Origin of the sequence: Rhizobium sp. SL86 (assembly GCF_026672545.1) — a bacterium.
Lineage (GTDB): Bacteria > Pseudomonadota > Alphaproteobacteria > Rhizobiales > Rhizobiaceae > Neorhizobium.
This window is the reverse complement of sequence record NZ_JAPPRJ010000004.1, coordinates 29,502-53,551: the sequence shown is the minus strand read 5'-3', so window position 1 is coordinate 53,551 and position 24,050 is coordinate 29,502. Positions and strand designations below refer to the sequence as shown.

Genomic DNA, 24,050 nt, shown 5'->3' with positions numbered 1-24,050 from the left:
CCTAAAGTCGTGGCAAATCACTGTGAAGATCACTGCTGGACGCGCAGAACTCGAGGGCGAACAAAAGGATGAAGAACAGCTCAGTCGCTGCGAATGGTCGCCTTGTGACGCTGGCTTCTGGCGAGCTCAACGAACCGACGCTTCACCTCTTCGAAGAGCGCCGGAGGCAGCGGTCCGTGATATCCACTCTCGCTGTCAACAGGGCGAACATCAGGCCCGGGCCAGACGAAACGATTGCTTTCGGTCAGCACGATCCAGGATCGCTCGTCATCGAGACCCAGGCGGCGTTTGGTGGCCGGCGGGATTTCGACTGCGTCACTGGAATCGGACGGTGGGGAATGCGTGATCGGCAGAACACGTACTGCAGGTGTCCCGTCCTGAAGCGTCGCAACAATGGCCAGCACGAGAGCCGGGCGATCCTTGTCCCCCTCCTCTCGTCCGTCCAGATACTGCCAATGCCAGAGATAGGAATAGCGGAAAATCCAGCCGACCTTGGGTTCAATCGGCAGCATTCTTGTCCATCAGCAGTTCGGCATTGAGATGATCCAGGCCCGGCTCCATCGTCGAAGCCTCGATCGCGGCAAGTTCGTCGTCACTGATCGCAGCCGTCAGATCGACCCGACGGTCCCGCTTGGCGAGACGAAGATAATCCTCATAGGCCATGAGCACCGTGCGCGGCCGGCCGTTCTTGGTGATGATGACCGGCTCTCGCACGGCCGCATCCTGGTAGGCGCCAAAGTTCTTCGAAACCGCAGCTGCTGTCACAATCGACGTCATGGCAGATCTCCTTTATTCCGGAATATACGGGCTTTCCGGAACTTTTGCAAACCTGCTGATTGCCCGCGGAGCACACCATTATGCGAAGGCCGCCGGTATCACTGTCGACGAACGAGTTGGTGTCGCGACGTTTGGAAGAATTGGACACGATCGCCGCCGTCCTGCCAATGGAGCGGCGCGACGAACTGGCCGAGCTTTTGACCGATCAGGATGTCGAAACACTTCGGCATCTGGTCAACGAGGGTATGGGCGCCAACACTTTGCGTGCGCTCACCTCCGATCTCGCCTATCTTCAGGCATGGTCGCTGGCGGCAACCGGCCGGTCACTCCCCTGGCCCGCGCCGGAAGCTCTCCTGCTGAAGTTTGTCGCCCATCACCTCTGGGATCCTGAGAAACGCCTGACAGATCCGGGCCACGGCATGCCGGCGGAGGTCGAGGACAAGCTTCGCCTCCAGGGGTTTCTTCGATCATCCGGTCCCCATGCACCCGATACCGTGCGCCGGCGGCTGGCAACCTGGTCGACGCTGACCAAATGGCGCGGGTTGCAGGGTGCGTTCACCTCCCCTGCTGTCAAGTCTGCCACCCGGCTGGCGGTGCGCGCAACGCCGCGTCCGAAGCGGCGCAAGAGCGCCAAGGCCGTGACAGGCGATGTCCTGTCAAAGCTGATTGGTACCTGCCGGACCGGCAGCCTGCGCGATGTCAGGGACAAGGCGATCCTCATGGTTGCCTTTGCCTCCGGTGGGAGGCGCCGCAGCGAAGTGGCGGGGCTGCGTAAGGAGCAGTTGGTCATGGAAGCGCCGATCCCGGTTGAAGGGGCAGCTCCCCTGCCCTCGCTGTCCATCCATCTCGGTCGCACCAAGACCAGCGGCGCCGACGCCGACGAGATCGTCTACCTCACTGGCCGGCCCGTCGATGCGCTGGATGCCTGGCTAAAGCTTGCCAGGATCGACAGCGGCAGTGTGTTTCGCGCCATTGATCGCTGGGGAAATGTCTCACAACGTGCTCTGGATCCAAAAGCGATCAACGACATCGTCAAACAGCGCGCTGCCATGGCTGGCCTCAATCCGGCGGAGTTTTCCGCCCACGGCCTGCGCTCCGGTTATCTCACCGAAGCAGCCAACCGCGGCATCCCTCTCCCCGAGGCAATGGAACAGTCGCGCCATCGATCCGTCCAGCAGGCGTCGGAATACTACAACAGTGCAACTAGGCGGAGTGGCAGAGCAGCAAGACTTATTGACTGAGAAGCGAATCGGCACCAGCTATAGCCGAATGGTTTAGGCAAAATTCGCCTCCCGCAAATTCGGCGCGGTTCAGTTTACAGCCGTTCCACTTCACTGTGACGAAGGATGAACGCAGCTTCGGTGTCGAGCACTGTCGTCATTCCAGCTATTGCAGATATCTCATCGTGGTAGAACGCCACATTTCGACAGCGAAGGGAATGATCGCATCGTTGAAGTCGAAGCGGGGCGAATGCAGGCCGGGATTGTCACCCGTGGTGCGGGCAGCACCCAGCCAGAAATAACAGCCGGGCTTCTCGTTCAGCATGAAGGCGAAGTCTTCCGCCGCCATGGAAGGCGCGGCATCGATGACTTGCAGGTTAACCGCAGCCGCCTGCGAACGCACCATCGCTGCAACTTCTGTATTGTTGATAGTGGCCGGGTAACGTCGCTGATAGTCGATCTTGGCGCGGCACCCGAAACCTTCGGCCACGGAACGGGCAACCTGTTCCAGCCGCGCCTGCAGCGTATCCCCGACGTTCGCGTCGAACCAGCGCGTGGTGCCGCGGATCAACACGCGTTCGGGAATGACGTTCCAGGCGTCACCTCCGTGGATCTGGGTGACCGACACCACGGATGCCTGCAACGGAGAGACGTTTCGGCTCGCAATCGTGTTCAGCGCACTGACGATTTGCGAGGCGGCCAGCACAGGATCGGCTCCCTCGTGCGGCATGGCACCATGGGCGCCACGACCGATGACCTGCACTTCAAAGATCCCGAAGGCTGCCATCATCTGATCATCGCGCGCCACCAGCGTTCCAACCGGCAGCGCCGGCCAGTTGTGCATGCCGAGCACCGCATCCATAGGAAAATCGCGGAACAGCCCGTCTTCCACCATGGCGCGGGCACCGCCTTCATTTTCCTCTGCAGGCTGGAAGATGAAATGAACGGTGCCGTCAAAGCTCTCGCGGGACAATTCCCGTGCTGCTGCAAGCGCCACCGTCACATGCCCGTCATGGCCACAGGCGTGCATCACCCCAGCCGTCCTGGAGGCATAGGCTGCGTTCGTCTCTTCGGTGATGGGAAGCGCATCCATATCGGCGCGAATGCCCAATGCCTTGCGGGAGGTTCCCTTCGTCAGAGTTCCGACAACGCCCGTACGGCCGTAACCGGTGCGAACAGTATAACCCCATTCTGCAAGCCTTTCCGCAATGAACCGCGCGGTTTCGATTTCCTGAAAACCAAGCTCGGGGTTGGCATGCAGATGGTGCCGCCAGCGCAAAGCCTCTTCAAGTCTTTCAGAGAAAAGAGCGTTCATGTCGAAATCCTTTGGCATTGGATGCACCGGGCGGGATAGGCTTCTATTGTCATCTTCGCAATTTGTGGAGCAGCTTTGAAGAGCGAAGGAGCGCAACGCATTGTTCTGTCTCACGCAACGCCTACCGTCCCTTGCGATGGCATGAAATCCCGTGCCGCTTCCTGCAAAACGTCGATAAAGGCGCACAGCGCGGGATTGCGTGCTTCCTTGGCCCTGATGGCTATCATGATCCGACGGTATATCGGAGGGTTCAACTGCTTGATGCAAACCTCCCGCCCCACATGACGCAGACGCAAGGCCGGCATTACCGATATGCCGCAGCCTGCCTTGATCAGGGCCAGCACCACCTCGAAATCATTACAATATCCGTTGACCTGTGGCTCGAAGCCCGCTTGTCGGCAACGCTCGCGAATGACGTCGCTATACACATTCGAGGCCACATCCAGCGACCATTTCTCTCCACGCAGATCAGCCAGGCTCACAGTCTCGGCCACGGAAAGCCTGTGAGACGCGGGAAGGATGGCAAAAAGCTCATCTTCCTGCAGGAAGATCCTGTCCACCCGCTCATCCGCCGGATCCGGCGTCAAGGTCAGATCATCGATCAGGGCAATGTCCGTTTGCCAGGATCTGAGCGCCGCAAGCCCTTCGGATGGCTCCATGGCCGACAGTGTCACATCGAGTTGCGGATGGCGCTCGCGCGCAAGCCGCATGGCGGCAGGCACAACCGTTGCCGCAATTGAGGGAAAGGCAGCAATGCGAATCTCGCCGCAGATAACCTGTTTCAACGCGGCAAGATCGGTTCTCGCAGCCTCGACCAGCCCGAAAATCCGGTCCGCGTGATCGATCAGCCGCAAACCTGCGGGAGTGAATGTCACGCCCCTGCCCCGGCGTTCGATCAGTTTTACATCCAGTTCGGCCTCCAGCAGCGCCACCTGCTGCGACACAGCAGAGGCCGAAATCAGGAGCGCGTCAGCAACGGCAGCCATGGTCTGCCGGTGGTGAAGCTCGCGCAGGGTTCTCAGTCTCTGGAGGTCCACCGGAGACACCTTTGTCCATTTTTGCTAATTGATTACCTTACAATTATTAACTGGACCTGACGATTTGTACAGGGAACACTGCGTCATGACCGAGGTTCGGAACGGAAGAGGTAGCATGGAGCAGCAGGAAAGACCGTATCAGACGATTGCCGAACGCCTTCTGGCCGAAGTGGCGGATCTGTACCGGCGCAAGCCTGATATTCCCACCCTGCTTGGTCTTTCCCCCATCGAACCCGGCGATGCCGCTGATCTGCTGGCCGATGTCCTGGCAAGCGCCGCAACGGGCCAATCTGATGCCGCGCGCCTTCGGTACCACGCCATGGAAGCTTTCAAAGCCGATGCCGAAAGCTTCGGTGCGGCACTAGTGGATATCGAGACAACAGCGCGCAAGAACTTCGAGCCCGGCGGGCTTTCGGCAACGCTTCTGTATTCGCGCGGCGTTCATGCCGTTCTGGCCCATCGTGTCGCGCATTTTTACTGGACGACAGACGAACGCGACCTGGCGCTGGCGCTGAAGGCGGTGTTTGGGCGGGCATTCTCTACGGATGTTCATCCCGCAGCCCGGTTCGGCAAGGGAATCTGGCTTGATCACGGGCTGGGCTTCGTCGTCGGAGAAACGGCCATCATTGGTGATGACGTCAGCATCTGGCACGGCGTCACGCTTGGCAGTACGCTGAAGGATAGCGGCGAACGGCGCCATCCGCGCCTCGGTTCCGGCGTCACTGTCGGCGCCGACGCTGTCCTTCTTGGCGGCATCGACGTCGGTGCCGGGGCCGTGATCGCCGCCGGTTCCGTGGTGCTGAAGGATGTGGAGCCGGGAACCACTGTGGCGGGTGTTCCGGCAAAAGGGAAACCCCGCACCGAAACATCCTTCAAAGGCATCTGACTGCAAGGAGATTTGCGCATGACCGGCTTTCTTGGCATCGACCATCCGCTAATTGCGGTGCGGGACCTCGATGCGGCTGTCGAACGGTTCCGTGCGCTGGGCTTCACCTTCGCGCCGCAGAGCCGCCACCCCTGGGGCACCAGCACCTGCATCGCAATCATGGACCGCTCGCTGATCGAGCTTGTCAGCATCTTTGATGAAGCCCTGCTGGACAGCTATGCTGCGGGCGATTTTCGTTTTGGCCGCTTCGTCCATGACCACCTTCACGAGCGTGAAGGCATTGCGCTGACGGCACTCAATAGCGACGCGGCGGAAGCGGATGCGGCACAGGTGATTGAGCGTGGCATCGCCTGTCAGGGAACGATCGCCTTCGGGCGGGATGTAAAGCGTCCGGATGGCACGCCGGATCGCACGTCAACGACGCTGAAAATCCTGGCCTCACCGGAGATGCCGCGTCTTTCTAACTTCATCTGCCAGCAGCATCGGCCAGATTTAATCTATGTGCCGCAGTGGAGCACGCACCGGAATGGCGCCATGTCCTATTCGCAGCTGACGATCATGGCGGAGAAGGCGCATCAGCCTGCGGTGCGTGAACGACTGGCAGGGCTTTATGGCGAGCAAAGCCTGTTTGCACTGGAAGACGGCTTTGGGACACGAACCGGACGCGGTGCCTATGTGGTAACGGATCAACATGGTGTCGAGCGCCGCTATGGTTCTGTGCCGCTTGGTTTACGCGAGAATGCTGGCCCCTCTTGCGTAGCGGTTCATATCCGGGTCAGAAATCTCACCGATGTGGCTGCGATCCTCACCGGGAACGAGGTTGCAGCCAGTTTTGGGCCGGACGATATCAGGCTTCTGGAAGCAGTCCCTTATGGCAATGTCTTCATTGCCTTTTCGGAAACCGGCGTGCCGGTTTGATCATGCTGCTGTTGCACCGCGCGGAAACCTTGCTCCCGCAAGCGGATGCCAATGACGAGTGAAACATGGAGATACTGGACGCCAAGGCCCTTCGAATATTCATGGCGGTGGTTCGTTACGGTTCCATCCGCAGCGCAGCCGAGCATCTCTCCATCGCGCCATCCATCGTCAGCCGGCAGGTGGCAGATATCGAGCGAAATCTTGGCCTACCTCTGTTCGACCGCAACAGCCGCGGCGTTGCGCTGACGGATGCCGGAGCCCTTGTGCTGGAGCATGGCAAGCGCGTTCTCGAAGACGGGAGCCTGCTTGAGGAGCAACTGGCGCAATTGAAAGGCGTCCAGCAGGGCCGCGTTCGTATTTGCTGCGGTGAGGGATTCCTGGCGGATCTGATCGAACACGGGCTGAAAGCCTTCGTGGATGTCTATCCATCGATCCGCTATGCGGTCCATCTCGGCGGTACCGAGGGGGTCATGCAGGCCGTGATCGAAGGGGATGCCGATATTGGTATCGCCTACAACCCGCTGATCGAGCCGAAAATCCGCTCGCTGGCGATTTCCCGGCAGCCGCTCTGCGCCATCCTTCACCCATCAAGCCCCCTCGCGGGCCGGGGGACGATATCGATTGTGGAATGCATGCCCCTGCCTTGCGCCCTTTTGGGCAAGGGGCACGGCGTGACTGATCTTGTGGGGCGGGTAGCGGCCAATCATGGACTGGCTCTTGCGCCCGTGGTCGATACGTCATCGCTCGATGTGCTCAGACGCTTCGTGGTGGCGGGTCTCGGGGTCACCTATCTGCCGCGCTTTGCTGTGGCGACGGAACTGGCGCGCGGCACCGTGGAGGCGGTTGAACTCTCCGATCCGCTGCTGAACGAGGCCTCCGCCCATCTGATGGTCAAGGCGAGGCGCCGTCTCCCCAATTCTGTAGAGCGCCTGGCAAGCCATCTTGCGACCGCCATGTCGGCGTTTCAGGGCACATGACGGGTGTTGCCAAGGCTGCAACGCATTGTTGTCGGTCCTGCCGCTACCGCAAACGGTCGGCAGATGTCAGCCTGACCCTATCAAAGTGCGCGATGAACTTTGCATAGAACAGAAGGATAAGGGGAACATGCCTGAAGTAAAGACGACCGTCGGCGTGATCGGGCTCGGCAGCATGGGGCTGGGCATGGCCCAGACGCTCGCCACCAAGGGGTTCAGGACGCTCGGCTTCGACCTTTCTGCCGATCGTCGCAAACTTGCCGAGGATGAAGGTGTTTTGCCGCAGTCCACCATTGCGGACCTGGTTGCAGCCAGCGCGTTTCTGGTTTTCTCGCTGCCGACGGCGCAGGATGTACGCAGCGTTGTCGAAGGTCATTTTGATCTCCTCAAGGCAAAGACCGGCCAACGCGTGATCATCATCGATACCTCGACCTCGGAACCGGATGTCAGCCGCGATCTGGCAAAGCGGCTGGAGGCGTTGGGCCATGGTTTTCTGGACGCCCCCGTCAGCGGTGGCCCGGCAGGGGCCGCTTCAGGCAAGCTGACCATGATGATCGGTGGCTCCGAGGAGGATCTGGCTCTTGCTCGCCCGGTCATCGAGGCCATGGCGGCAAAGGCCCTGCATGTTGGCCCAAGCGGCGCGGGCAATGTGGCAAAGCTTGTCAACAACCTGTTAGCCGCCGCACACATGATCACGACGGGTGAAGGCCTTAAGTTGGCAGTGGCGGCTGGCATCGACCCGGAAGCAGCACTGCGCGTGGTGAATGCTGCCTCGGGCAAATCGATGATCAGCGAAGTGCATTTCCCCACCTGGGTCATGTCCGATCGCTTCGACAGCGGTTTTTCTATGGGCCTGATGCGCAAGGATGTGCGGCTGGCAAAAAAGCTTGCCGACAGCACCGGTGCGCAGCTGCCGCTGGCCGAACAGGTGGCAAACCTGTGGACCGGCTCGACGGAACTGGCGGATAGCGACGACTTCACGCGCATGGGCGCGTTCAAAGCGAAAAACTAATGGCGGAACAGGACTATGGATAGCTTAGACATGAACATGGAGCCGGGTGTACGCATCGCGAAGCTGATGAAGGACATTCTGGGTACCGAGACGATCGGCAGCCTGATTGACGGTGCAGTCATGTCGGGTCACGGCGAAAGCCTTTCCCTGACGGATCCTTCCAACGGCAAGGTGTTCGCAACCTTTGACGATGCCGACGCAAGCGTGGTGGATGCCGCCATGGCTGCCGCCGAGCTGGCACAAAAAGAATGGATGAAGTTGACCGCTTCCGCCCGCGGGCGGGTGATGAACGAGATCGGCCGGAAAATCCGCGAACATGCAGCGGTCATTGCCGAGGTGGAGAGCCGCTCCGCAGGGCGCCCGATCCGCGACATTCGCGGCGAGGTAATCAAGGTCGCCGAGATGTTCGAATACTATGCGGGTTGGTGCGACAAGCTGCATGGTGAGGTAATCCCCGTGCCGACGAGCCACCTGAATTACACGAGGCATGAACCCGTTGGTGTCGTCGTCCAGATCACACCCTGGAATGCGCCGCTCTTTACCGGCGGCTGGCAAATCGCGCCTGCCATCTGCGCGGGCAATGGCGTGGTGATCAAACCCTCCGAGCTGACGCCGCTCAGCACGCTCATCCTGGGCCTTCTCTGCGAACGGGGCGGCGCGCCAAAAGGTCTCGTCAACGTTCTGGCGGGTGCGGGTCCAACTGCGGGTCAGGCCGCCGTTGCCCATCGAAAAACTGGTCTCGTCGTCTTCGTCGGATCGGCTGCCGCTGGATCGAGCATTGCCGCGACAGCAGCCCGCAATGTCGTGCCCTGCATTCTGGAACTGGGTGGCAAGTCCGCCAACATCGTCTTTGGCGATGCCGATATTCCGCGTGCCATCGCCGGCGCTCAGGCGGCGATTTTCGGCGGCGCCGGCCAGAGCTGCGTGGCCGGTTCACGGCTTCTGGTGCATCGCTCCATTCATCGCCAGTTCGTGGAACAATACGCACAGGCGGCAGCCCGCATCCCCGTGGGTGACCCTTCGCTGGATACCACCCATATGGGGCCAATCAACAACCTGCGTCAGTGGACGAAGATCGGCGACATGGTGCGCCAAGGTATGAGCGAAGGTGCGCGACTGGCAGCGGGTGGAGCGCGACCCGAAAGCCTCGATTATACCGGAGGCTACTACTTCGCACCGACCATTCTGGACGAGGTACGGCCCGATATGAGCATTTCCCGTGAAGAAGTGTTTGGCCCAGTGGTCGGCGTGACGCCCTTCGATACGGAGGAAGAGGCAATTGCGCTGGCGAATGACAATCCTTACGGTCTGGCCGGTGCTGTCTGGACGCAGGATGTCGGTCGCGCCCATCGGGTTGCCGCGCAGGTTCGCGCCGGAACCTTCTGGATCAACGGCTACAAGACGATCAGCGTCATGTCACCTTTCGGCGGCTTCGGCCGTAGCGGTTATGGCCGCTCCAGCGGCCGCGATGCCTTGATGGCCTATACCCAGGCCAAAAGCGTGTGGGTGGAAACCGCCGCCCAGCCCGCAGTGACCTTCGGCTATGTTGCCGGCTGATCGCTGACCGGCATCACGCTGGACCGCCCCACCATTCGATTGCCGCCGCCTGCGGATCGTGGGCGGCGGCATCGTCTTTACCGCTAATGGCAGGTTCAGATCCGGTTTCCCCTTTCCAGGCTCTGTTGCAGTGGAAGCAACACATTGTACCGGTCTGGCCTTCTACCCATGAACGAGACTGTAACGTTCACTGTGCAGGTTCCAGCAGTCTTGGCCGCGTGCAACGGCCCTGACACACAAAAAGGGGAATGCACATGTCGAGTTACAAGCCAGCATCCGAGGCGGCAGTTTCGCGCGGTCCGGTCTTTCAATTCATCCTTCTCAGCGTTGCAATGATCTTTGCAGTTCTTATTGCAGAGGCTATCGGCAACATTACGGTGCCAATGGGGATCACCAAAGTGGTCCTTTTTCCGATCGTCTGGGCGCTGCTGATTGGCGCGGCTATCAGTGTCATCCATCGCAACATGCCAGGACAACGGCAATCCTCCGTGCAGACGCAATTCCTGGCCTCGGCCCTGATCCAGGTGGCGATCGGCTTCTTTGTGGTGAAGCTTGGCTTCATCATTGGTGAATCTCTGCCGAAGATCGCGGCGGCGGGCTGGGCGCTGGTGTTTCAGGAGCTCGGCCATTTCCTGGGCACGATGGTCTTTGCCCTGCCGCTGGCCTTGATACTCGGGATCAAGCGCGAAGCTGTCGGTGCGACATTTTCCATCGGGCGCGAATTTTCCGTTGCCATCATTTCCGAACGTTACGGGATGAATTCGCCGGAGGGCCGCGGCGTGCTGGCCGAATATGTGATCGGTACGGTGCTCGGCGCGCTCTTCATCGCCTTCCTGGCGGGAACCATGGCAGGCCTTGGCATCTTCCATCCCTGGTCTCTGGCCATGGGGGCCGGCGTCGGTTCCGGCAGCATGATGTCTGCCGCCGTCGCAGCCATTACGGCGCAGCATCCGGCTGATGCCAAGGAGATTGCAGCATTCGCGGCGGCGGCGAACCTGCTGACCACGACAGTCGGCACCTATTTCACCCTATTCCTGTCGCTACCTCTCGCCAACTGGCTGTATTACAAGCTTGAGCCGGTGCTATCGCCCAAGCGTTCCGTCTATGGCAACACACAAAGCACATCGACGGAAATGAACGAGGCGCTCTCTTCCGTGGCCAAGGCCGAAGATACGCCGGTCTGGCTCATGGCCGTGACGCTGATCGTTTCCGGTGGCGTTGCCCTGCTCGGCAACTGGATTGCAACGGGAACGTCTCCAACCGACGCGCTGCCTGCCATGCTTATCATGGGCGTGATCGCAGTGGGAGGATATCTGGTTCATCGCGCGCTTGCATTCCTGAAGATCCCACTAGTCTGCTGGGTTTCCCTGCTTGCTGTGTTCGCGACTGCGCCGTTCTCGCCGCTCGCCGCCTATGTCAGCCCGCTTGCGACCAAGATGGCACTGCTGCCACTCGTAACACCGGTTCTTGCTTTTGCCGGTCTTTCGTTAGCAAAAGATCTACCGATCCTGAAACAACTTGGCTGGCGCATTATTGTCGTCTCGCTGGTCGCCAACGCCGGAACCTTCATCTTCGGCACCATTATCGCCGAGTTCTTCCACTAACGAGAGGTGGCGGGGGACTTCGGTCCTTCGCCTTCGATAGGCTTATGGGAGCAACAAACAAGTTGCGGTCTGCCTACCACCTCACTGGATTAGGTCGATTTCTTCGAATCCACCCTCAGGTTTCAACGCTCAAGGCGTGATAGTTTTTATTCATTGGCGAGACACCTCGTGTAGCAATAGCGCTTCCAAGGCGCCCCTCCTTTCCCAAGAAGGTATACCTGCTGAGACAGTCTCCGTGAGACGCAAATCAGTGTATCATTTGGGTCGGTTTTCGATTTTTGGGACAGAATCCGGGGCAGATCTAGAAGCTATTGAGACGTTCTTGGTGCGCTCGGACTCCTAGTAAATCAAGAAACCGTGGAACGAATGCTGCATGAAATGCGGTACAACTATGCTCCCTACCCGGTGCGCCGTTACAACCCCTCACCCCGCTTTCCGATCGCCGTCCACATTGGCACGCATCAGTGACATCAGCATCGGTCCAAGCCCGAACTCCCCTGCCCGCGCTCGGCGCGTGAGATCGCGGAGATATCCACCTGCCGAGTTGATACGCCCTGCCCTCTCCAGAATCGCTGCCACAGCGACTGCCGCGTTCTCCGGCCCCATCACCTCGCAAGCTTCTTGGTAAGCCGACGGGCTGACGCCAAGCATTGATCGTACCACCACCGCGGCTCCCATCAGCTCACGCCAATGGGAGATTGTGCCCCCGGGCCCGTAGTCCGAAATCTGCGGGCAGGCTTTCAGGACCATCGACAGTGGGAACGCCTTCACCTGTTCAGGCTTTGCCAACGGCTGAGCAACCACTTTGGGAGCTACTTCCGGCTCGACGGCTCCGCCCTGCTCTTTTTCAGAGCTAGGTTCAAGTTCATTGATGGATTCGGATTTTGAATTCTGTATGTGGCAGCCATTTTGAACAGCATTGCCGTCCATATTTTGAGAATCTAACTGATTTTCCAGAAGGTTGAGGATTTCCGTCCTCAAAAGCTGCATTTCGTCGAGGATCGCTTCCATCTGCTGACGGTCTGGGTTCCTCGGTAGACGGCTGACGATACCAACATACATGTCTTCAATCGCCTGCCAGTTACCGTCAGCACCCTCCTCCATCGCAGCAGAAATTAGCTTGCGGACGTCGCGCCGGCAGATTGTCAGCGCCTCCTTGACGCGCCTGAACTGCAGGCGTTCAGCTGCAACGTCTTGTGCCAGGTTTGCAAGTTCGGCAGCGCGGGCCAAAAGTGGAGAAAGATCAAATCCAAAGGCCTGCTCGATATCGCCACCCTTGTCACGATGGGCGTAGCGCTTGCCGTTCGGGCTATCCCTGCGCTGAATGAGACCGGCTTCGACCAGAGCAGCGAGATGCCGCCTTAACGTCGTACCGGCAATGCCATGTGCCCTCACTGAGAGCTGGGCATTGGAGGGGAAGACCACCAATCCACTATCGCAGTTGAGTTCGCTCTCTGGATAAAACGTCAAAAGCGCGTCGAGCACAGTCAACGCCCTGTCCTGGAGACCAAGGCGTTCGCGCGCCTCACAGGCGTCGCGAAACACCTTCCACTTGTCGACCGGGCGGTTTGGTTTCGTCTCGGACGTCTGGAGCTGCCTCTTTACAAGAGCAAGCACAACCGGCCGCCGCCCAAAGGGCGTCGTCACATTTCCCGTCTGCATATTCCTTCACCTTTCTTCAGGCAAAAGAAATCCGCTCACCAAAACGATGCCAAAGACTCTTGACTGGGATTCGTGGAAATGCGATTCTCGGTCTTGCTACAGAATACGAGGAAGGCTTCCACGGGCGACCGTTTGGGGGCCTTTTTCTTTTGCTGTTCAGTCTCCAGTTTTTCGTTGATCCTGCTCGAAAGCCTCAAAGAGCTTGTCGAGATTTTGCGTCAAGTACGCACCGAAAGCAGTAGCCTTATCCGAGTCCTTGGGAGACTTCAGTGAGATAGTCACCCGTCTTCCTACTTCCTTGATCGACGCACGCACGGCCTTTCCATTGCTTACCCAGGTCTTTTCCTCCGACTTATCAGTATGATTGGCGGGTGGCTTCCCACTCAGCAGCCGCTCAAGAAGCTCGAAGCGCTCTTCAGGCGTCGCGGCAAGGAAACCATCCTGCCGAATCACGGAGCGCGCCTTATCCGCCAATTCCTCTGTCGCCAAGGCTGCACCAAGCGCATACCATCGGTCCCTCCCAGGTGCCCTTGCAGCCTTAACGGTGTTGAGGAGGTCTGCAGGAAACCGTTCGATAGCCGAGAGCATTTTGGACACTGTGGTCTTGTCTGCTCCCAGCGCCAGCATGACCGTGTCACGGGCGAACCCTGTAGCTTCCAAATTGCGGGCAAACATTGCTCGCTCGATAAACGACAGGTCTGAACGCTGGGAGTTTTCTTGACCCTGTGCGATCACATGATCACGGTCTTCCAGTGTCTTGACAACAGCCTTGACTGGAATCCCAAGTTCACGGGCTGCACGAAGGCGACGATGGCCGAAGACGGTTTGGAAATGCCCGTGCTTGCTCGGATGCGGCCGGACTAGAATGGGAGAATCTTGACCACGGATCTTTATTGCTTCGACCAGCTCACGGAGTTTGTCTTCATCCATTTCAACGCGGTCTTGGATAAATGAACTGTCAATCAGTTCGGTATCAAGGTCTACGACGGTATCACCGCTCGCCAACCTTTGCTCCATTTCGCGGGCTGCATCTGCTCGCGCAGCGAGCTCATCAATACTCCTAGTTACGGCACCCAAAGCGCCGATTCCTCGTGTAGCAGGGCGTAGAACTTCCTGCCGCTTCTGATCATCGTTACCAACCGATGTCGGCTCCTTGTCGGTGATGAGGTTCGACAGCAAATTTTTACGGGCCACGCTTTTTTTCCTCCCCAAAGTTTACTGCGGTAAACTCGGTCAACATCACTTTCTCCCCCAAGCCTTATAAATCAGCTCTAGGACCTCGCCGTTGACCGCATCCATTGCTTCAATCGCTCGGTCGTAAGTTGAACGAGTGAAAGCCGATCGCTCAACCTCGTAAAGCGTCTGGTTGGTCATAGCCGCATCTGAAATCGCTACGCTTCGCAGCATGGGGTTGACCAGGACGTGGTTCTTGAACATCGCACGCATGAAAGCCACCATTTGGGTCTGCGGTCCGTCTTGGGGATCATACCGGGTAACCAAATAACGCAGCCAATCAAGGTTCATATTGCCGCCAACGTTTTTCAGTGTGCTGAGAATGTCGCCAAGCATCTGAAGGAACTGGCACATGCTCATCACGTCCAGCATTTGTGGATGGACTGTAATCAAGACGGCTGTAGCGGCGCAGATCGCGCTCATCGTCAAAAAGCCTAGCTGGGGAGGGCAGTCGATGATCACTACGTCGTAAGCGTCTGCAACAGATGACAGGGCTTCATCTAGCCGTGCAAAGAAAATGCGCCCGTAGTTTTGTCCATGGCCTTGGGCAAGGATGCGGGGCGTGTCGTGTTCGAACTCCATCAATTCAAGATTGCCAGGCACCAAATCGAGGTTCGGGAAGTTGGTCTTTCGGATAATATCGCTTAGAGGACGCTGCTGATCATCGTAACGAATCGCACCGTAAAGCGTCTCGTTCGCGCCGACATCGAATTCCGGCTGAAAACCGTGAATAGCTGAAAGGGATGCTTGAGGATCGAGATCGACAGCCAGCACGCGGTGTCCAGACAATGCAAGAAATTGACTTAGGTGTGCTGCTGTCGTTGTTTTTCCACTGCCCCCCTTGAAGTTAACGACGGCGATCACCTGCAGCTTTTCACCGAGTCGCCTATGGGGAACATAGTGCATGCCCGAGCGAGCACTATGTTCGAGGAACTGCCTCATCTCCTCCATCTGCATCGCAGTATAGGATCGGCGCCCCGACGCAGTCACCTGGGGCTGCGGACCTTTGCCTTCGAGCGAAAGGTTCTTGAGGTAGCCGCTCGTTACTCCTATAAATCGCGCAGCCTCAGCAAGCTGAAACTCCCGGAGATCTTTTTGTGCACGCGGTGGATACATCTCGAGTCGGTGCTGCTTCAATTTCTCAGACAGTTCTTGAGCCTGCCCGATGATCAATTGATCAACGTCAGTAATTGCCGCCTTTTCGATTGAAGCCAAATTCATTGCCAAAAACCCTAGATGCGATTTAAAGCTCACACGAGCCACAGAACCGCATTTAGCTCCGATTCTGCCTGCCTGGCAAGGGAAAGAGGGTTAACGAAAAGCTAACGCGGGATCCCAGTCGAGGATTGAGTTTACTGCAGTAAACTTTGTGCCTCTATCGCCGCGATGAGGAGCCTTTGCTGACGGTTGCTGAATCCATCGCTGTCGATCACCTGCGCGCGACGTGAACACTCGGCCAAAGGAGTTGACGCGGCGACGAGAAGCGGAACCAGTCCGGCTCCAATAAGGCGGATGTCCTCAAGTCGACCTCCCCATCGCGTTGCGGGCTGCGAGCCCAAAAACCGAGCGGTTCAAATGAAGCGCTCCGTTCATGGCGCGATCAGTCATGGCCCGCAAATACCCGCCGGGCGAGCTAATTTCGGCCCGTGTGAACTTCTCAAAGGTGAGAGCGATCGCAACCGCAGCCGCCTGCTCGCCCATACGCTCAACGGCGCGCTGACGCGCGTCCTCCGACACACCTGCGATGCGGCAAAGTTTTGGAGCAATCAGTTTGAGGTCAGCCCAACTGGTCGGCGGCTGGTAGCCGTATTCGGCGAGGCTCGGTGTGGCTCGCCACACGTCCGCTAGCGCCACGAGTGAAGGCCGCAGCTGCTGTTGCCCATTGCTTTGGCGCGGAAGCTCGCTCAGGCTTCCCTCAAAAGCCCCTTCGCTGGCGGAGCCAGCGTCTAGCGCCCTAATTTGTTCGGCGTTAGCCGAATGCAATTCATCCTTACAGGGAACCAAGAGATGTGGTTTTGTAATATGTATGTGCATCTCGTTTTCACGCTGCAGGCAGATTGTTTTATCTTCATACACCTCGCCGGTTGAGGGTACGTTGGTGCTTATAATACGAGCCGCAATGCGATTGAGGATCTCACCGGCTCGACGAAGAACCGGGCCAGATGCACCCTTGCGCACTAATTCAGCTATTTTCCCGATGCGGGTGACAAACAATCCGCGGTTACGCGCCGAAAGAGAAGCGGTTTCTGCAAGGGCAGCCTGAGCAGCTCTAAGGGCGCCGCGATAGCGACGAAATGCTGAGACGCGATCCGACTGCTCCAAACGAGCCCGATGTACGAGATCTCTCAGCTCATCATACCGGGCAACCAGAATCCTCAAATCGATGCCGCATGCATCATCTTTTCGATCAACCGACATGTAACCGTAGCGCTTGTAGTTTCCACTGTCCTGCATCGAAATCAGTCCACGATCGAAAAGGCGTGACAACAGAAAGCTGACACGGCTCTCCGATCTATTAATTTCGAAGGCAAGCTGGCGATTGGATTTGAAGACGATCGGCATTCCCCCTGACTCGAACGCTTCTTTTCCGGTAGTGTTGATCAACGTTAGCAATAAGTGAGCTTCAGTGCCGTTTATGATGCCGGTGCAGGGCAATGATTTGGCCAATGTAGAAAGCTCGAAACGCTGCACTGACCCCATAATAACGGACTGGGACAGTGTGATGTACTTAAGCCTTTCAGGTGTCATTTTCCGCCCGATCGGGCGCTTGCGGTGGACTTCGGTATTCACTGTCACCTATCTCCAAATTCGAAGACCAGGCAAAGCGGAAGCGTTCGCCGAACTGACGCAAGTCATTGACATTGGAGCGGAAGAGTGAGAAAAATGTAGTGCTTAAATACAATTCTACTCAGCCGCTTCCGGACTGGTTCGGGAGCGGTTTTGCGTTTCTGGTCGGTTGAAGGTTCCTTTGCTCAAAACGGAATAGACGCTGTAGTGTCTACCCGAGTCGGACTCTAAACAATCAAATTGCTTTGATCAATAACTTCCGAAACATCAAGCTTCCGTTGAGGGAGAACAGATAACAAATTGATTTATATCGTTAATATCTCTGACGATTGGAAGAATGATAAAATTGACCAAGGAAAATTTGGATAACAAGGCGTCTTAAAAGGATATCACGACCGTTCGCGCATTCGTCTGCGGGGCCGACTTAGTGGCGAGTTGAGCAGGTGCCTGCACGCGGAGGAGCAGTCGACGACCACGCGATGGCCAAGGATTCGTCCGTCCCGAAACTAACGCCTTGGAACGCCGAATCCTTGTTTCGGCCTACCGGATCTCCCACAACCTTGCGGGCGAAACATTGGCCATCGCGGCGACATAGGAAGCGGCTCCGTAGCAAGACAGATTGCTGATCAACGCGACGACGAACGGCTTGTGAATGCGAGCGGCTTCAATCACACGGCCATATTCTTGGTCCGAGAAGCGGTCCCAGGCGAACGCTTCGACAACTGACGAATATCGCTCGCACCGGTCTTCGACGGCGGCGACGGCGGCCCAAAAGAGGCCCGCTGCAATCGCAGGATCAGTCGATGCGGACGATGAAGTGGAAATGAGCGCGATACCTGCAACGAGCGTTCGAACGGCAATCTTCGAAAACATGACATACCTCTTGAGCGCAACCGATCACGATTTGTGCCGGCGCCGGGTGGGTGGGGAGTTTGAGGGGCAGGGGCGTGGGCGCCCCTCAACTGACAAACAGCAGGGGCGAATGGGGAGCCGGTCGCGACCGGCGACGGCTGCTTATGCAGCCGCCTCGGGGAACTGGATGATCTCTGCGGAAGCACGCTCTTCGCCGTGCTCCTCGATGTCTGTTTCCTCGTCGTCGGCATCGTCGGGCGACGCATCGACGTCGATCTCGCTCACCGGCTGAACGAAGAGAAGCGGGGCAGGGAGCCAGTCGGACCCTTTGAGGGCGCTTTCGGCATAGGCGGCTGCATCCTTCTTCTTCATGGCAGCAATGCCCTTGGCGAAGTCTTCGCCCTTCACTTCGGCAACCGCCGCCTGAATGCTGCTGCGATTCATATGCTCGAAATAGCTTTCGGCGGTGGGCTGGAAATAGTCGCGCATGTCGGTGCCAAGCGCCATGCCAAGCTGATCGGCATGGGCAAGCTGCTTCTTGGTGCGGAAACTGCTCTTGCCTACAACCGCGTTGATGGAGCGGGAGGCAGCGAATGCGAGGAGCGCCATCAGCTGCGCGGGTTTCAGATCGATGCACCAGTCCCACAGATCGGCGGGGTTCTTTGGAATGCTGATCTGCATATCCTCGGTGATCGCTTCCAATTCTGCCAGCGCCTTCGACTGATCCGGGCGCTTCATGCTTCCTTCACTCGTGCCATTGGCTACCAGATCAGGGCGATGGTGCGCATCCGGCCGCTGCCCGGCAAACTCCACCTCGTGGAACGACTCATTCAAGAGCGCCCGGAATTTGTCGAATGCGACAAGATCACCGGCGACGATCCATTCCTTGCCCGCCTCGTGGTCCATACGATCGAGCAGATGGATGATGTTCTTGAAGCGCTCTCCGAGCACGCTGTCACCAGTACCGCCGTCATCAAGGGAACATCCGTCAAACGACGTTTGCCGCCCCTGTAACAAAAATCAGGATTTTCGCTACCATTTCGCCGAGAGCGGGATGACCGCAATGGGCCGTGTGATGACGAAACGTGCTATAACTTGGCTGCCTGACGGAGGCGACGCGGTGGGAGGTGTGGCGGAGGCTTTGGCATGGACACCGCCGTACTGCGTAATCGATATCCATGGAACAAAGGTATTCTGGTAGGGCAGAAGCGCCCACTTCAGCCGAAGAATGTTTGGTCGATCCGCGTTCGACTGGAGATGAAGGGCGCGGTCCGGGAACTGGCGCTCTTCAACCTCGCCATTGACAGCAAGCTTCGCGCTTGCGACCTCGTCAAGCTGAAGGTTGAGGATTTATGGTCCGGTAGTTCGATCCGCGATCGGGCTACCATCATCCAGAAGAAGACGAAGCGACCCGTACAATTCGAGGTCACCGAACAGACCAAGATGGCGCTCGCCGCGTGGCTCCCCTTTGTTCGAAGGAATGGCAGCAGTTATCTGTTTCCAAGCAGCCGTAAGAGCTCGCAGCATTTGTCGACAAGGCAATATGCTCGGATCGTTCACCGGTGGGTGGCGTCAATCGGGCTCGACGCCAGCGCATATGGCACCCATTCCATGAGGAGAACAAAGGCTGCGCAGATTTACAAAAAGACGGGCAATCTTCGGGCGGTCCAGATACTGCTGGGTCACACGAAGCTCGAAAGCACCGTCCGATACCTGGGCGTGGAGATAGACGACGCCCTTAGAATTGCGGAGCAAATTGAGCTTTAGGGTATTGACCATCGGCAACAGCCGGTGGTCTCTCACGCGCCAACAGCGGTCATTGCGATGTTGGCGGTTCAAGTCCATTCGGCAACGAAATCCAAATGACAGTCTGAGCTTCCGGGGAGTGTCGGGACAGATGACCTTTGCCAAATGTGTCTTCGACCAGCACGAAGCTCCCTGCCGAAACATGGCGAACCTCTCCGTCACTGGTCTCGTATTCTACCGAACCATCAAGCCTTACCGTAAGCACGGATTCTGGCACTTTGTGCCATGCAACTTCTCGCATCCCTGCTGGGATATGGGTGATGCGGACGCGTGAGGCGGGATAGCTAGCCGTGACATCGAAAGGAACGGCGTCCGGATGAACCGACCGTTTGGTCGTAGGCAAGTCGATTTCATCGAAATGAGACTCGCCATCCGGCGAGGCATATATGCGTAGGCACTTCATCGATAGTGTTCCTCGCTAAAGGAGAGATGCGCTTGGCGACAATGCCTATCACAAGGGATTCGAACACAATACCGATGCAATCGAGGGTCCGTTTCGGGCGGCCTGGCGTCTTCCGCCTCGCGCCACAAGCAGTCATAGATCCGCTGATGATTGCAGACGAACTCCCTTCGTTCAAAGGAATGGCAGCTTGGTCCGGCCCAGCGCAGGTGTCGACCCAGCCAACTGCAAAGCGTTTAGTCTTGACTAACCGTTTAGTCAGAACTAAACATTCTGCATGAACACAATATATTCCATCAACGACGTCATGCGCGCTCTATCTGACCCGACCCGGCGAAGCGTTTACGAGCGCATCGCCGCCGCGGATGAGATTACAGTAGTCGAACTCACCCGCGGCAGCGGCGTCACTAAAGGTGCCATCTCGCAGCATCTGAAGACCTTGAAGCAGGCCGGCCTTGTTACCGAACGGCCCCAGGGCCGCAATGTCTATTATCGTGTGGAGCCAGAAGGACTGACGCCGCTAGCGGACTGGATGAGCCATTACGGCGACTTCTGGCGCGACCGCTTCAGTAATCTCAGAACCGTCCTCAAGGAGATCGATCAATGACCGCCGCCACCACACTCAGCGACACTCGCAGCATTGTTGTCGAGGAAGTCTTCCCGCACGCAGCCGCCGTGATCTGGAAGGCGTTGACGGATGGGGATCTAATCTCCCGTTTCCTGATGCCGCCCATCGGATTCGCACCGGTACCCGGCACCCGCTTCACCTTCCAGACGAAACCTGCCGGAGAATGGGATGGAACGATCCATTGTCAGGTCCTGGAGGTCGTGCCAAACCAACGCCTTACATACTCCTGGAAGGGCGGGCACGAAGGGAACGCCGGATACGGCTCTCCGCTGGACACGGTGGTCACTTGGACCTTGTCTCCCACAGCGAATGGCACGCGGCTCAGTCTCGTTCACTCTGGATTCCAACTTCCGCGCAATGAGACGGCGTACGCGAACATGAGCGGCGGCTGGAAAACCGTAGTTCCGAGGATCGCACCTCTACTCGACCAGGTTCATTAAACGTAACCAATCCAAGGACAAACTCAATGAGCATCCCCTATTCGGGCGGCTGCGCCTGCGGCGCTGTCCGTTACAAACTGTCCGCTGAGCCGGTCGCGATGGTCGACTGCCAGTGTCGACAGTGCCAACGCGAAAGCGGAACAGGACACCAGTCGCACATGGTCTTCGTGGCGGCGGAGGTGGAAGTCGCAGGCAGCCCCTCCGGTTGGGAGATGATCGGAGACGGTGGGACCCGCAAGCGCACGTCCTTTTGCGCGGTCTGTGGGTCGCCCGTATTCATGACCTTCCCTGACAATCCCGCGATCTTTATCCTCCGCCCCGCGAGCCTGGACGAGCCGGAGCGCTATAGGCCGACGGTGGTGACATGGACAGATGCGGCGCAGCCCTGGGATCACATCAATCCGACCTCAACCGCCTTCCCACGCATGCCGCCGGCAGGGTGACCGTTCAGTCATTCAGTCCGAGGTCGCCGCGTGTAAAGTCGTCCAGCTAAGAAAAGCGTCATTCGGCGCTGGGCGATTTCTTCCGCAGCAGAGCCATGGAAAAGCTCTGCTGACTTCTCTCATCTAACGCCATGACCGCTTCGGGCCGGGAGGCGTCAGTCGCCCAGCACCAACACTGACATTGTGCCTGCCGCAAAACTCCCTACTCTGCGACGTCGCCAAGGCCAGAAAAGCAAGTATCACTCCAATAGGCATTTCGCGACAGATCAGCAGCCGAGTAGCCGGTCAGCCGGATTGAAGCTCTGGAATCCAGACGTGTCCTGGATGCAGCACCTCCAACCATCGACGAAGGGCGGATTTTTCATCGGTTTCCAAGCAAGGCAAGGCATTGCGGAAGTCCCCGTGATCTTTCTCACGGACGTGCTTGGCCTTGAAGAGCAGGACGATATGCGGTGCCAGATATCGGATGCCGCCGGCTGTTGCGCGTATGGCTTTGGTTCGCGGCAAGGTGAAAGATGGATCACGCTTGTAGACCCACATATCCGGCGATCCCCGATCGACCATCATGTCGACGCGCCAGCGACCGGCGCCAATATCCGCACCCCACTGCTGCCAAACATCCGTGGGCAGTGGTTCTACGAGGGGGAGATGGTCAAGTTTGCCGTCCTTCGCTGTGAAGAACTCCAGATCCGACAGGGCGCCGCGATAGCGTTGAGCCTGGCAGGCAAGCACCGAGAACTCCAAGTCTTCATGTGCACGGGTCAGCTCGCCGTGCCAAAGGTCCAGGGCCCAGCCGCCCACGATGTACCAGTCGGTTTTAGACACGCCGAGACGAGCGAACAACTCATCCGGGGACCATGGTTCCCAAGCATCATCTGGCGGTGGCTGCATTGAGGCATTGCTCCTGATTGGACAAGAACGCCTGATACGTGAGCTGACCCCCATGTTCAATGGCGGCTTCGGGCCGATAGCCCCATGGCTTTGATGCGCCGACACCGGACATTGCAGCCGCCGCAGAACTCCCTATTCTGAGACGTCGCAAAAGTCATGAAAACAACTGTCGCTTTAAGTGGGATTTTTGCGACAGGCCATGGAATCTGTCCCTAGTCATCTAACCAGCGAAACGCGCGGCGCAGGAACGCTTGCCCCTCATCGGTGATCGGCGGGCCGTGCGCTACAATCACCTTTTCCGTAGGCCATGCCAGAATACGCCGGAGAGATTCACGCGCGGTGTGTCGGTCGGTGAAGGCGACCCGAAATTTTCGCGGCACCGAAGGTTCGGCGGCCGTCATCAAGTCTAGTCGGGCAACAAACGCCCGCCAACCCTTGAACCATCCGCGCGGGAATTGCTGAATCAGATCGGTGAAAATCGCGGTTGCGCTCTGGCGGTGAAAGAAAACGACTTCCGTTGTGATCCGGTTGCTGCACATGATCGCGTGGTCAATCTCCCCTGCCCATGCCGCGATAGGGTCATCGCTGAGATCAGCGTCGAACCTAATATCCTTGCGCTTCTCCCGCAGGCCGGGCGGTGCATAGACCGTGGCGTCAGGATATGTCCGCTGCCAGTCAGCAAGGAATGTGTGATGGAGCGAGTTGGGAGGGACCAGATAGCGGACCGCCCCCAATGTCTCGACCTCGGCGCGAAGATCGTCCGTAAGCGCCGTTGGCGACCAAAGGACCAGATCGCCATTGGTCAACCTGATGATGGCCATGCGGGTGGAATAGCGAAATCCGGCCGCCGCCGTGACCGTTGGCCCGTCCGTGATCCAGATATTCGGGCCGAACTCCTTTAGCATGGCGGTTGCCCCGATAATATTTACATGAGTGTAAATTTATACCATTGTGTAGATATGGCAATCCCGAAGCGAACGGAACGGTCCCGAACCCTCATCCTCGATGCTGCCGACGCGGCGTTTCGGGAGAAGGGATTTGCTGCCACTTCCGTTGAGGAAATCGCGATGAGGGCGGGCTTGACTCGCAAGACGGTCTACAACCTGTTCGCCTCGAAAGACGAAATCGCCTCGCAGCTCATAGCCCGCGTGGAAGCAAACGACGCGCCCTATCGCGATCGAATAGAGGCCGGCGGCGATGTGTTCCCCTTGCTCGAAAGCGTCTTTCTCGACAGCGCGTGCTGGTGCTTGGCGAACCCTTCGCTTGCGAAGCTGGCCCTTGCCCCGGTCGAACGGCCATCCCTTGAGCCGCCCCCCGATCGACCATCGTTCCAGCGGCTTGTCAGGGATATTCTGGTACTCGGCCAACGGCAGGGTGTCATTCGCAAGGATGACGATCCCAATTTCATGGCGCTGGTTCTTCTTGGAACCTACGGGCAGGCGATGCTTTCAGTCCTTGCCGGCGGGCAGTTCACCGATGACGAAATCAGACACATCATCCGTATTGTCGTTGAGGGAATCGGGGAGCGTTCATCGCGGCGAGGCGTCTTGTCGCGGAAATCCTACAGAGCGTCCGAAAACTCTTTGGATGAATGATGGCCTGCGCTGT

26 protein-coding genes are annotated in these 24,050 nt (G+C 58.1%); 13 read left to right on the top strand and 13 right to left on the bottom strand.

Annotation, left to right across the window (positions count from 1 at the left end; genetic code table 11):
* Positions 1 to 80 precede the first annotated feature (80 nt).
* Together OU993_RS18190 and OU993_RS18185 are read right to left on the bottom strand one after the other, a co-directional pair.
* On the bottom strand, positions 81 to 512 hold the full coding sequence (locus OU993_RS18190; protein WP_268159871.1) for a plasmid maintenance toxin (PemK-like): 432 nt from the start codon (positions 510 to 512) through the stop codon (positions 81 to 83).
* Positions 499 to 777 (bottom strand): type II toxin-antitoxin system Phd/YefM family antitoxin, encoded by a 279-nt coding sequence (locus tag OU993_RS18185; protein WP_268159870.1) that lies wholly within the window; start codon positions 775 to 777, stop codon positions 499 to 501. Before OU993_RS18185 ends, OU993_RS18190 begins: the two co-directional genes overlap by 14 nt.
* Before the next feature lie 167 nt (positions 778 to 944).
* Here OU993_RS18185 and OU993_RS18180 point away from each other — a divergent pair, with 167 nt between their 5' ends.
* Positions 945 to 2,018 (top strand): site-specific integrase, encoded by a 1,074-nt coding sequence (locus OU993_RS18180; RefSeq protein ID WP_442793005.1) that lies wholly within the window; start codon positions 945 to 947, stop codon positions 2,016 to 2,018.
* 145 nt (positions 2,019 to 2,163) lie between these two features.
* Here OU993_RS18180 and OU993_RS18175 read toward each other — a convergent pair whose 3' ends face one another.
* Positions 2,164 to 3,312, bottom strand: coding sequence for a M20 aminoacylase family protein (locus OU993_RS18175; protein WP_268159867.1), 1,149 nt, complete (start codon positions 3,310 to 3,312; stop codon positions 2,164 to 2,166).
* A gap of 110 nt (positions 3,313 to 3,422) precedes the next feature.
* The gene (locus tag OU993_RS18170; protein ID WP_268159865.1) at positions 3,423 to 4,349 is read right to left on the bottom strand and encodes a LysR family transcriptional regulator; all 927 of its coding nucleotides are present in this window, start codon (positions 4,347 to 4,349) and stop codon (positions 3,423 to 3,425) included.
* Positions 4,350 to 4,464: 115 nt separating this feature from the next.
* On the opposite strand from OU993_RS18170, the gene OU993_RS18165 reads away from it, so the two are divergent.
* The 6 genes from OU993_RS18165 (at position 4,465) to OU993_RS18140 (ending at position 11,300) form a co-directional block, all read left to right on the top strand.
* Positions 4,465 to 5,235 carry a serine O-acetyltransferase gene (locus OU993_RS18165; RefSeq protein ID WP_268159863.1) on the top strand — a complete coding sequence of 257 codons (771 nt, stop codon included), beginning with the start codon at positions 4,465 to 4,467 and terminating at the stop codon, positions 5,233 to 5,235.
* A gap of 18 nt (positions 5,236 to 5,253) precedes the next feature.
* Entirely contained in the window at positions 5,254 to 6,153 is a 900-nt protein-coding gene (locus OU993_RS18160; protein WP_268159862.1) for a VOC family protein, read from the top strand.
* A gap of 65 nt (positions 6,154 to 6,218) precedes the next feature.
* Positions 6,219 to 7,130, top strand: coding sequence for a LysR family transcriptional regulator (locus OU993_RS18155; RefSeq protein WP_268159860.1), 912 nt, complete (start codon positions 6,219 to 6,221; stop codon positions 7,128 to 7,130).
* Positions 7,131 to 7,257: 127 nt separating this feature from the next.
* Positions 7,258 to 8,139 (top strand): NAD(P)-dependent oxidoreductase, encoded by an 882-nt coding sequence (locus OU993_RS18150; protein WP_268159881.1) that lies wholly within the window; start codon positions 7,258 to 7,260, stop codon positions 8,137 to 8,139.
* Between the two features lie 36 nt (positions 8,140 to 8,175).
* Positions 8,176 to 9,696 (top strand): aldehyde dehydrogenase family protein, encoded by a 1,521-nt coding sequence (locus OU993_RS18145; RefSeq protein ID WP_268159879.1) that lies wholly within the window; start codon positions 8,176 to 8,178, stop codon positions 9,694 to 9,696.
* A 254-nt stretch (positions 9,697 to 9,950) separates the two neighbouring features.
* A complete protein-coding gene (locus OU993_RS18140) occupies positions 9,951 to 11,300 on the top strand; it encodes a DUF3100 domain-containing protein (RefSeq protein ID WP_268159857.1) in 1,350 nt (449 codons plus the stop codon).
* A 423-nt stretch (positions 11,301 to 11,723) separates the two neighbouring features.
* Here the strand turns inward: OU993_RS18140 and repC (OU993_RS18135) are convergent, their stop codons facing one another.
* From repC (OU993_RS18135) to OU993_RS28790, 6 genes are all read right to left on the bottom strand, one after another.
* On the bottom strand, positions 11,724 to 12,962 hold the full coding sequence (gene repC, locus OU993_RS18135; protein ID WP_268159855.1) for a plasmid replication protein RepC: 1,239 nt from the start codon (positions 12,960 to 12,962) through the stop codon (positions 11,724 to 11,726).
* Positions 12,963 to 13,118: 156 nt separating this feature from the next.
* The gene (repB, locus tag OU993_RS18130; RefSeq protein ID WP_268159853.1) at positions 13,119 to 14,156 is read right to left on the bottom strand and encodes a plasmid partitioning protein RepB; all 1,038 of its coding nucleotides are present in this window, start codon (positions 14,154 to 14,156) and stop codon (positions 13,119 to 13,121) included.
* A 45-nt stretch (positions 14,157 to 14,201) separates the two neighbouring features.
* Positions 14,202 to 15,416 (bottom strand): plasmid partitioning protein RepA, encoded by a 1,215-nt coding sequence (gene repA / locus OU993_RS18125; protein WP_268159851.1) that lies wholly within the window; start codon positions 15,414 to 15,416, stop codon positions 14,202 to 14,204.
* 297 nt (positions 15,417 to 15,713) lie between these two features.
* Positions 15,714 to 16,985 carry a plasmid replication protein RepC gene (gene repC / locus OU993_RS18120; RefSeq protein ID WP_268159849.1) on the bottom strand — a complete coding sequence of 424 codons (1,272 nt, stop codon included), beginning with the start codon at positions 16,983 to 16,985 and terminating at the stop codon, positions 15,714 to 15,716.
* Positions 16,986 to 17,522: 537 nt separating this feature from the next.
* Positions 17,523 to 17,855, bottom strand: coding sequence for a hypothetical protein (locus tag OU993_RS18115; RefSeq protein WP_268159848.1), 333 nt, complete (start codon positions 17,853 to 17,855; stop codon positions 17,523 to 17,525).
* 141 nt (positions 17,856 to 17,996) lie between these two features.
* Entirely contained in the window at positions 17,997 to 18,278 is a 282-nt protein-coding gene (locus OU993_RS28790; protein ID WP_326493850.1) for a hypothetical protein, read from the bottom strand.
* Here OU993_RS28790 and OU993_RS28785 point away from each other — a divergent pair, their 5' ends adjacent.
* Together OU993_RS28785 and OU993_RS18100 are read left to right on the top strand one after the other, a co-directional pair.
* A complete protein-coding gene (locus tag OU993_RS28785) occupies positions 18,279 to 18,848 on the top strand; it encodes an Lrp/AsnC ligand binding domain-containing protein (protein WP_326493849.1) in 570 nt (189 codons plus the stop codon).
* 132 nt (positions 18,849 to 18,980) lie between these two features.
* On the top strand, positions 18,981 to 19,601 hold the full coding sequence (locus tag OU993_RS18100) for a tyrosine-type recombinase/integrase (RefSeq protein ID WP_268159845.1): 621 nt from the start codon (positions 18,981 to 18,983) through the stop codon (positions 19,599 to 19,601).
* A gap of 49 nt (positions 19,602 to 19,650) precedes the next feature.
* Here OU993_RS18100 and OU993_RS28780 read toward each other — a convergent pair whose 3' ends face one another.
* A complete protein-coding gene (locus OU993_RS28780; RefSeq protein WP_326493848.1) occupies positions 19,651 to 20,043 on the bottom strand; it encodes a hypothetical protein in 393 nt (130 codons plus the stop codon).
* A gap of 274 nt (positions 20,044 to 20,317) precedes the next feature.
* On the opposite strand from OU993_RS28780, the gene OU993_RS18095 reads away from it, so the two are divergent.
* The 3 genes from OU993_RS18095 to OU993_RS18085 are packed head-to-tail and all read left to right on the top strand — an operon-like array spanning position 20,318 to position 21,551.
* Positions 20,318 to 20,647: an ArsR/SmtB family transcription factor gene (locus OU993_RS18095; protein ID WP_268159843.1), complete on the top strand. Its 330-nt coding sequence runs from the start codon at positions 20,318 to 20,320 to the stop codon at positions 20,645 to 20,647.
* Complete coding sequence (locus OU993_RS18090) at positions 20,644 to 21,108, top strand: SRPBCC family protein (protein WP_268159842.1); 465 nt, start codon at positions 20,644 to 20,646, stop codon at positions 21,106 to 21,108. Before OU993_RS18095 ends, OU993_RS18090 begins: the two co-directional genes overlap by 4 nt.
* Positions 21,109 to 21,134: 26 nt before the next feature.
* Positions 21,135 to 21,551, top strand: a complete 417-nt coding sequence (locus tag OU993_RS18085) for a GFA family protein (protein ID WP_268159841.1) — start codon at positions 21,135 to 21,137, stop codon at positions 21,549 to 21,551.
* A 285-nt stretch (positions 21,552 to 21,836) separates the two neighbouring features.
* Here the strand turns inward: OU993_RS18085 and OU993_RS18080 are convergent, their stop codons facing one another.
* Together OU993_RS18080 and OU993_RS18075 are read right to left on the bottom strand one after the other, a co-directional pair.
* Positions 21,837 to 22,442, bottom strand: coding sequence for a nucleotidyltransferase domain-containing protein (locus OU993_RS18080; protein ID WP_268159840.1), 606 nt, complete (start codon positions 22,440 to 22,442; stop codon positions 21,837 to 21,839).
* Positions 22,443 to 22,654: 212 nt separating this feature from the next.
* On the bottom strand, positions 22,655 to 23,347 hold the full coding sequence (locus tag OU993_RS18075) for a DUF4336 domain-containing protein (RefSeq protein ID WP_268159838.1): 693 nt from the start codon (positions 23,345 to 23,347) through the stop codon (positions 22,655 to 22,657).
* A 54-nt stretch (positions 23,348 to 23,401) separates the two neighbouring features.
* Between OU993_RS18075 and OU993_RS18070 the strand changes: the two genes are divergently transcribed.
* A complete protein-coding gene (locus OU993_RS18070) occupies positions 23,402 to 24,037 on the top strand; it encodes a TetR/AcrR family transcriptional regulator (RefSeq protein ID WP_268159837.1) in 636 nt (211 codons plus the stop codon).
* Positions 24,038 to 24,050: the final 13 nt, after the last annotated feature.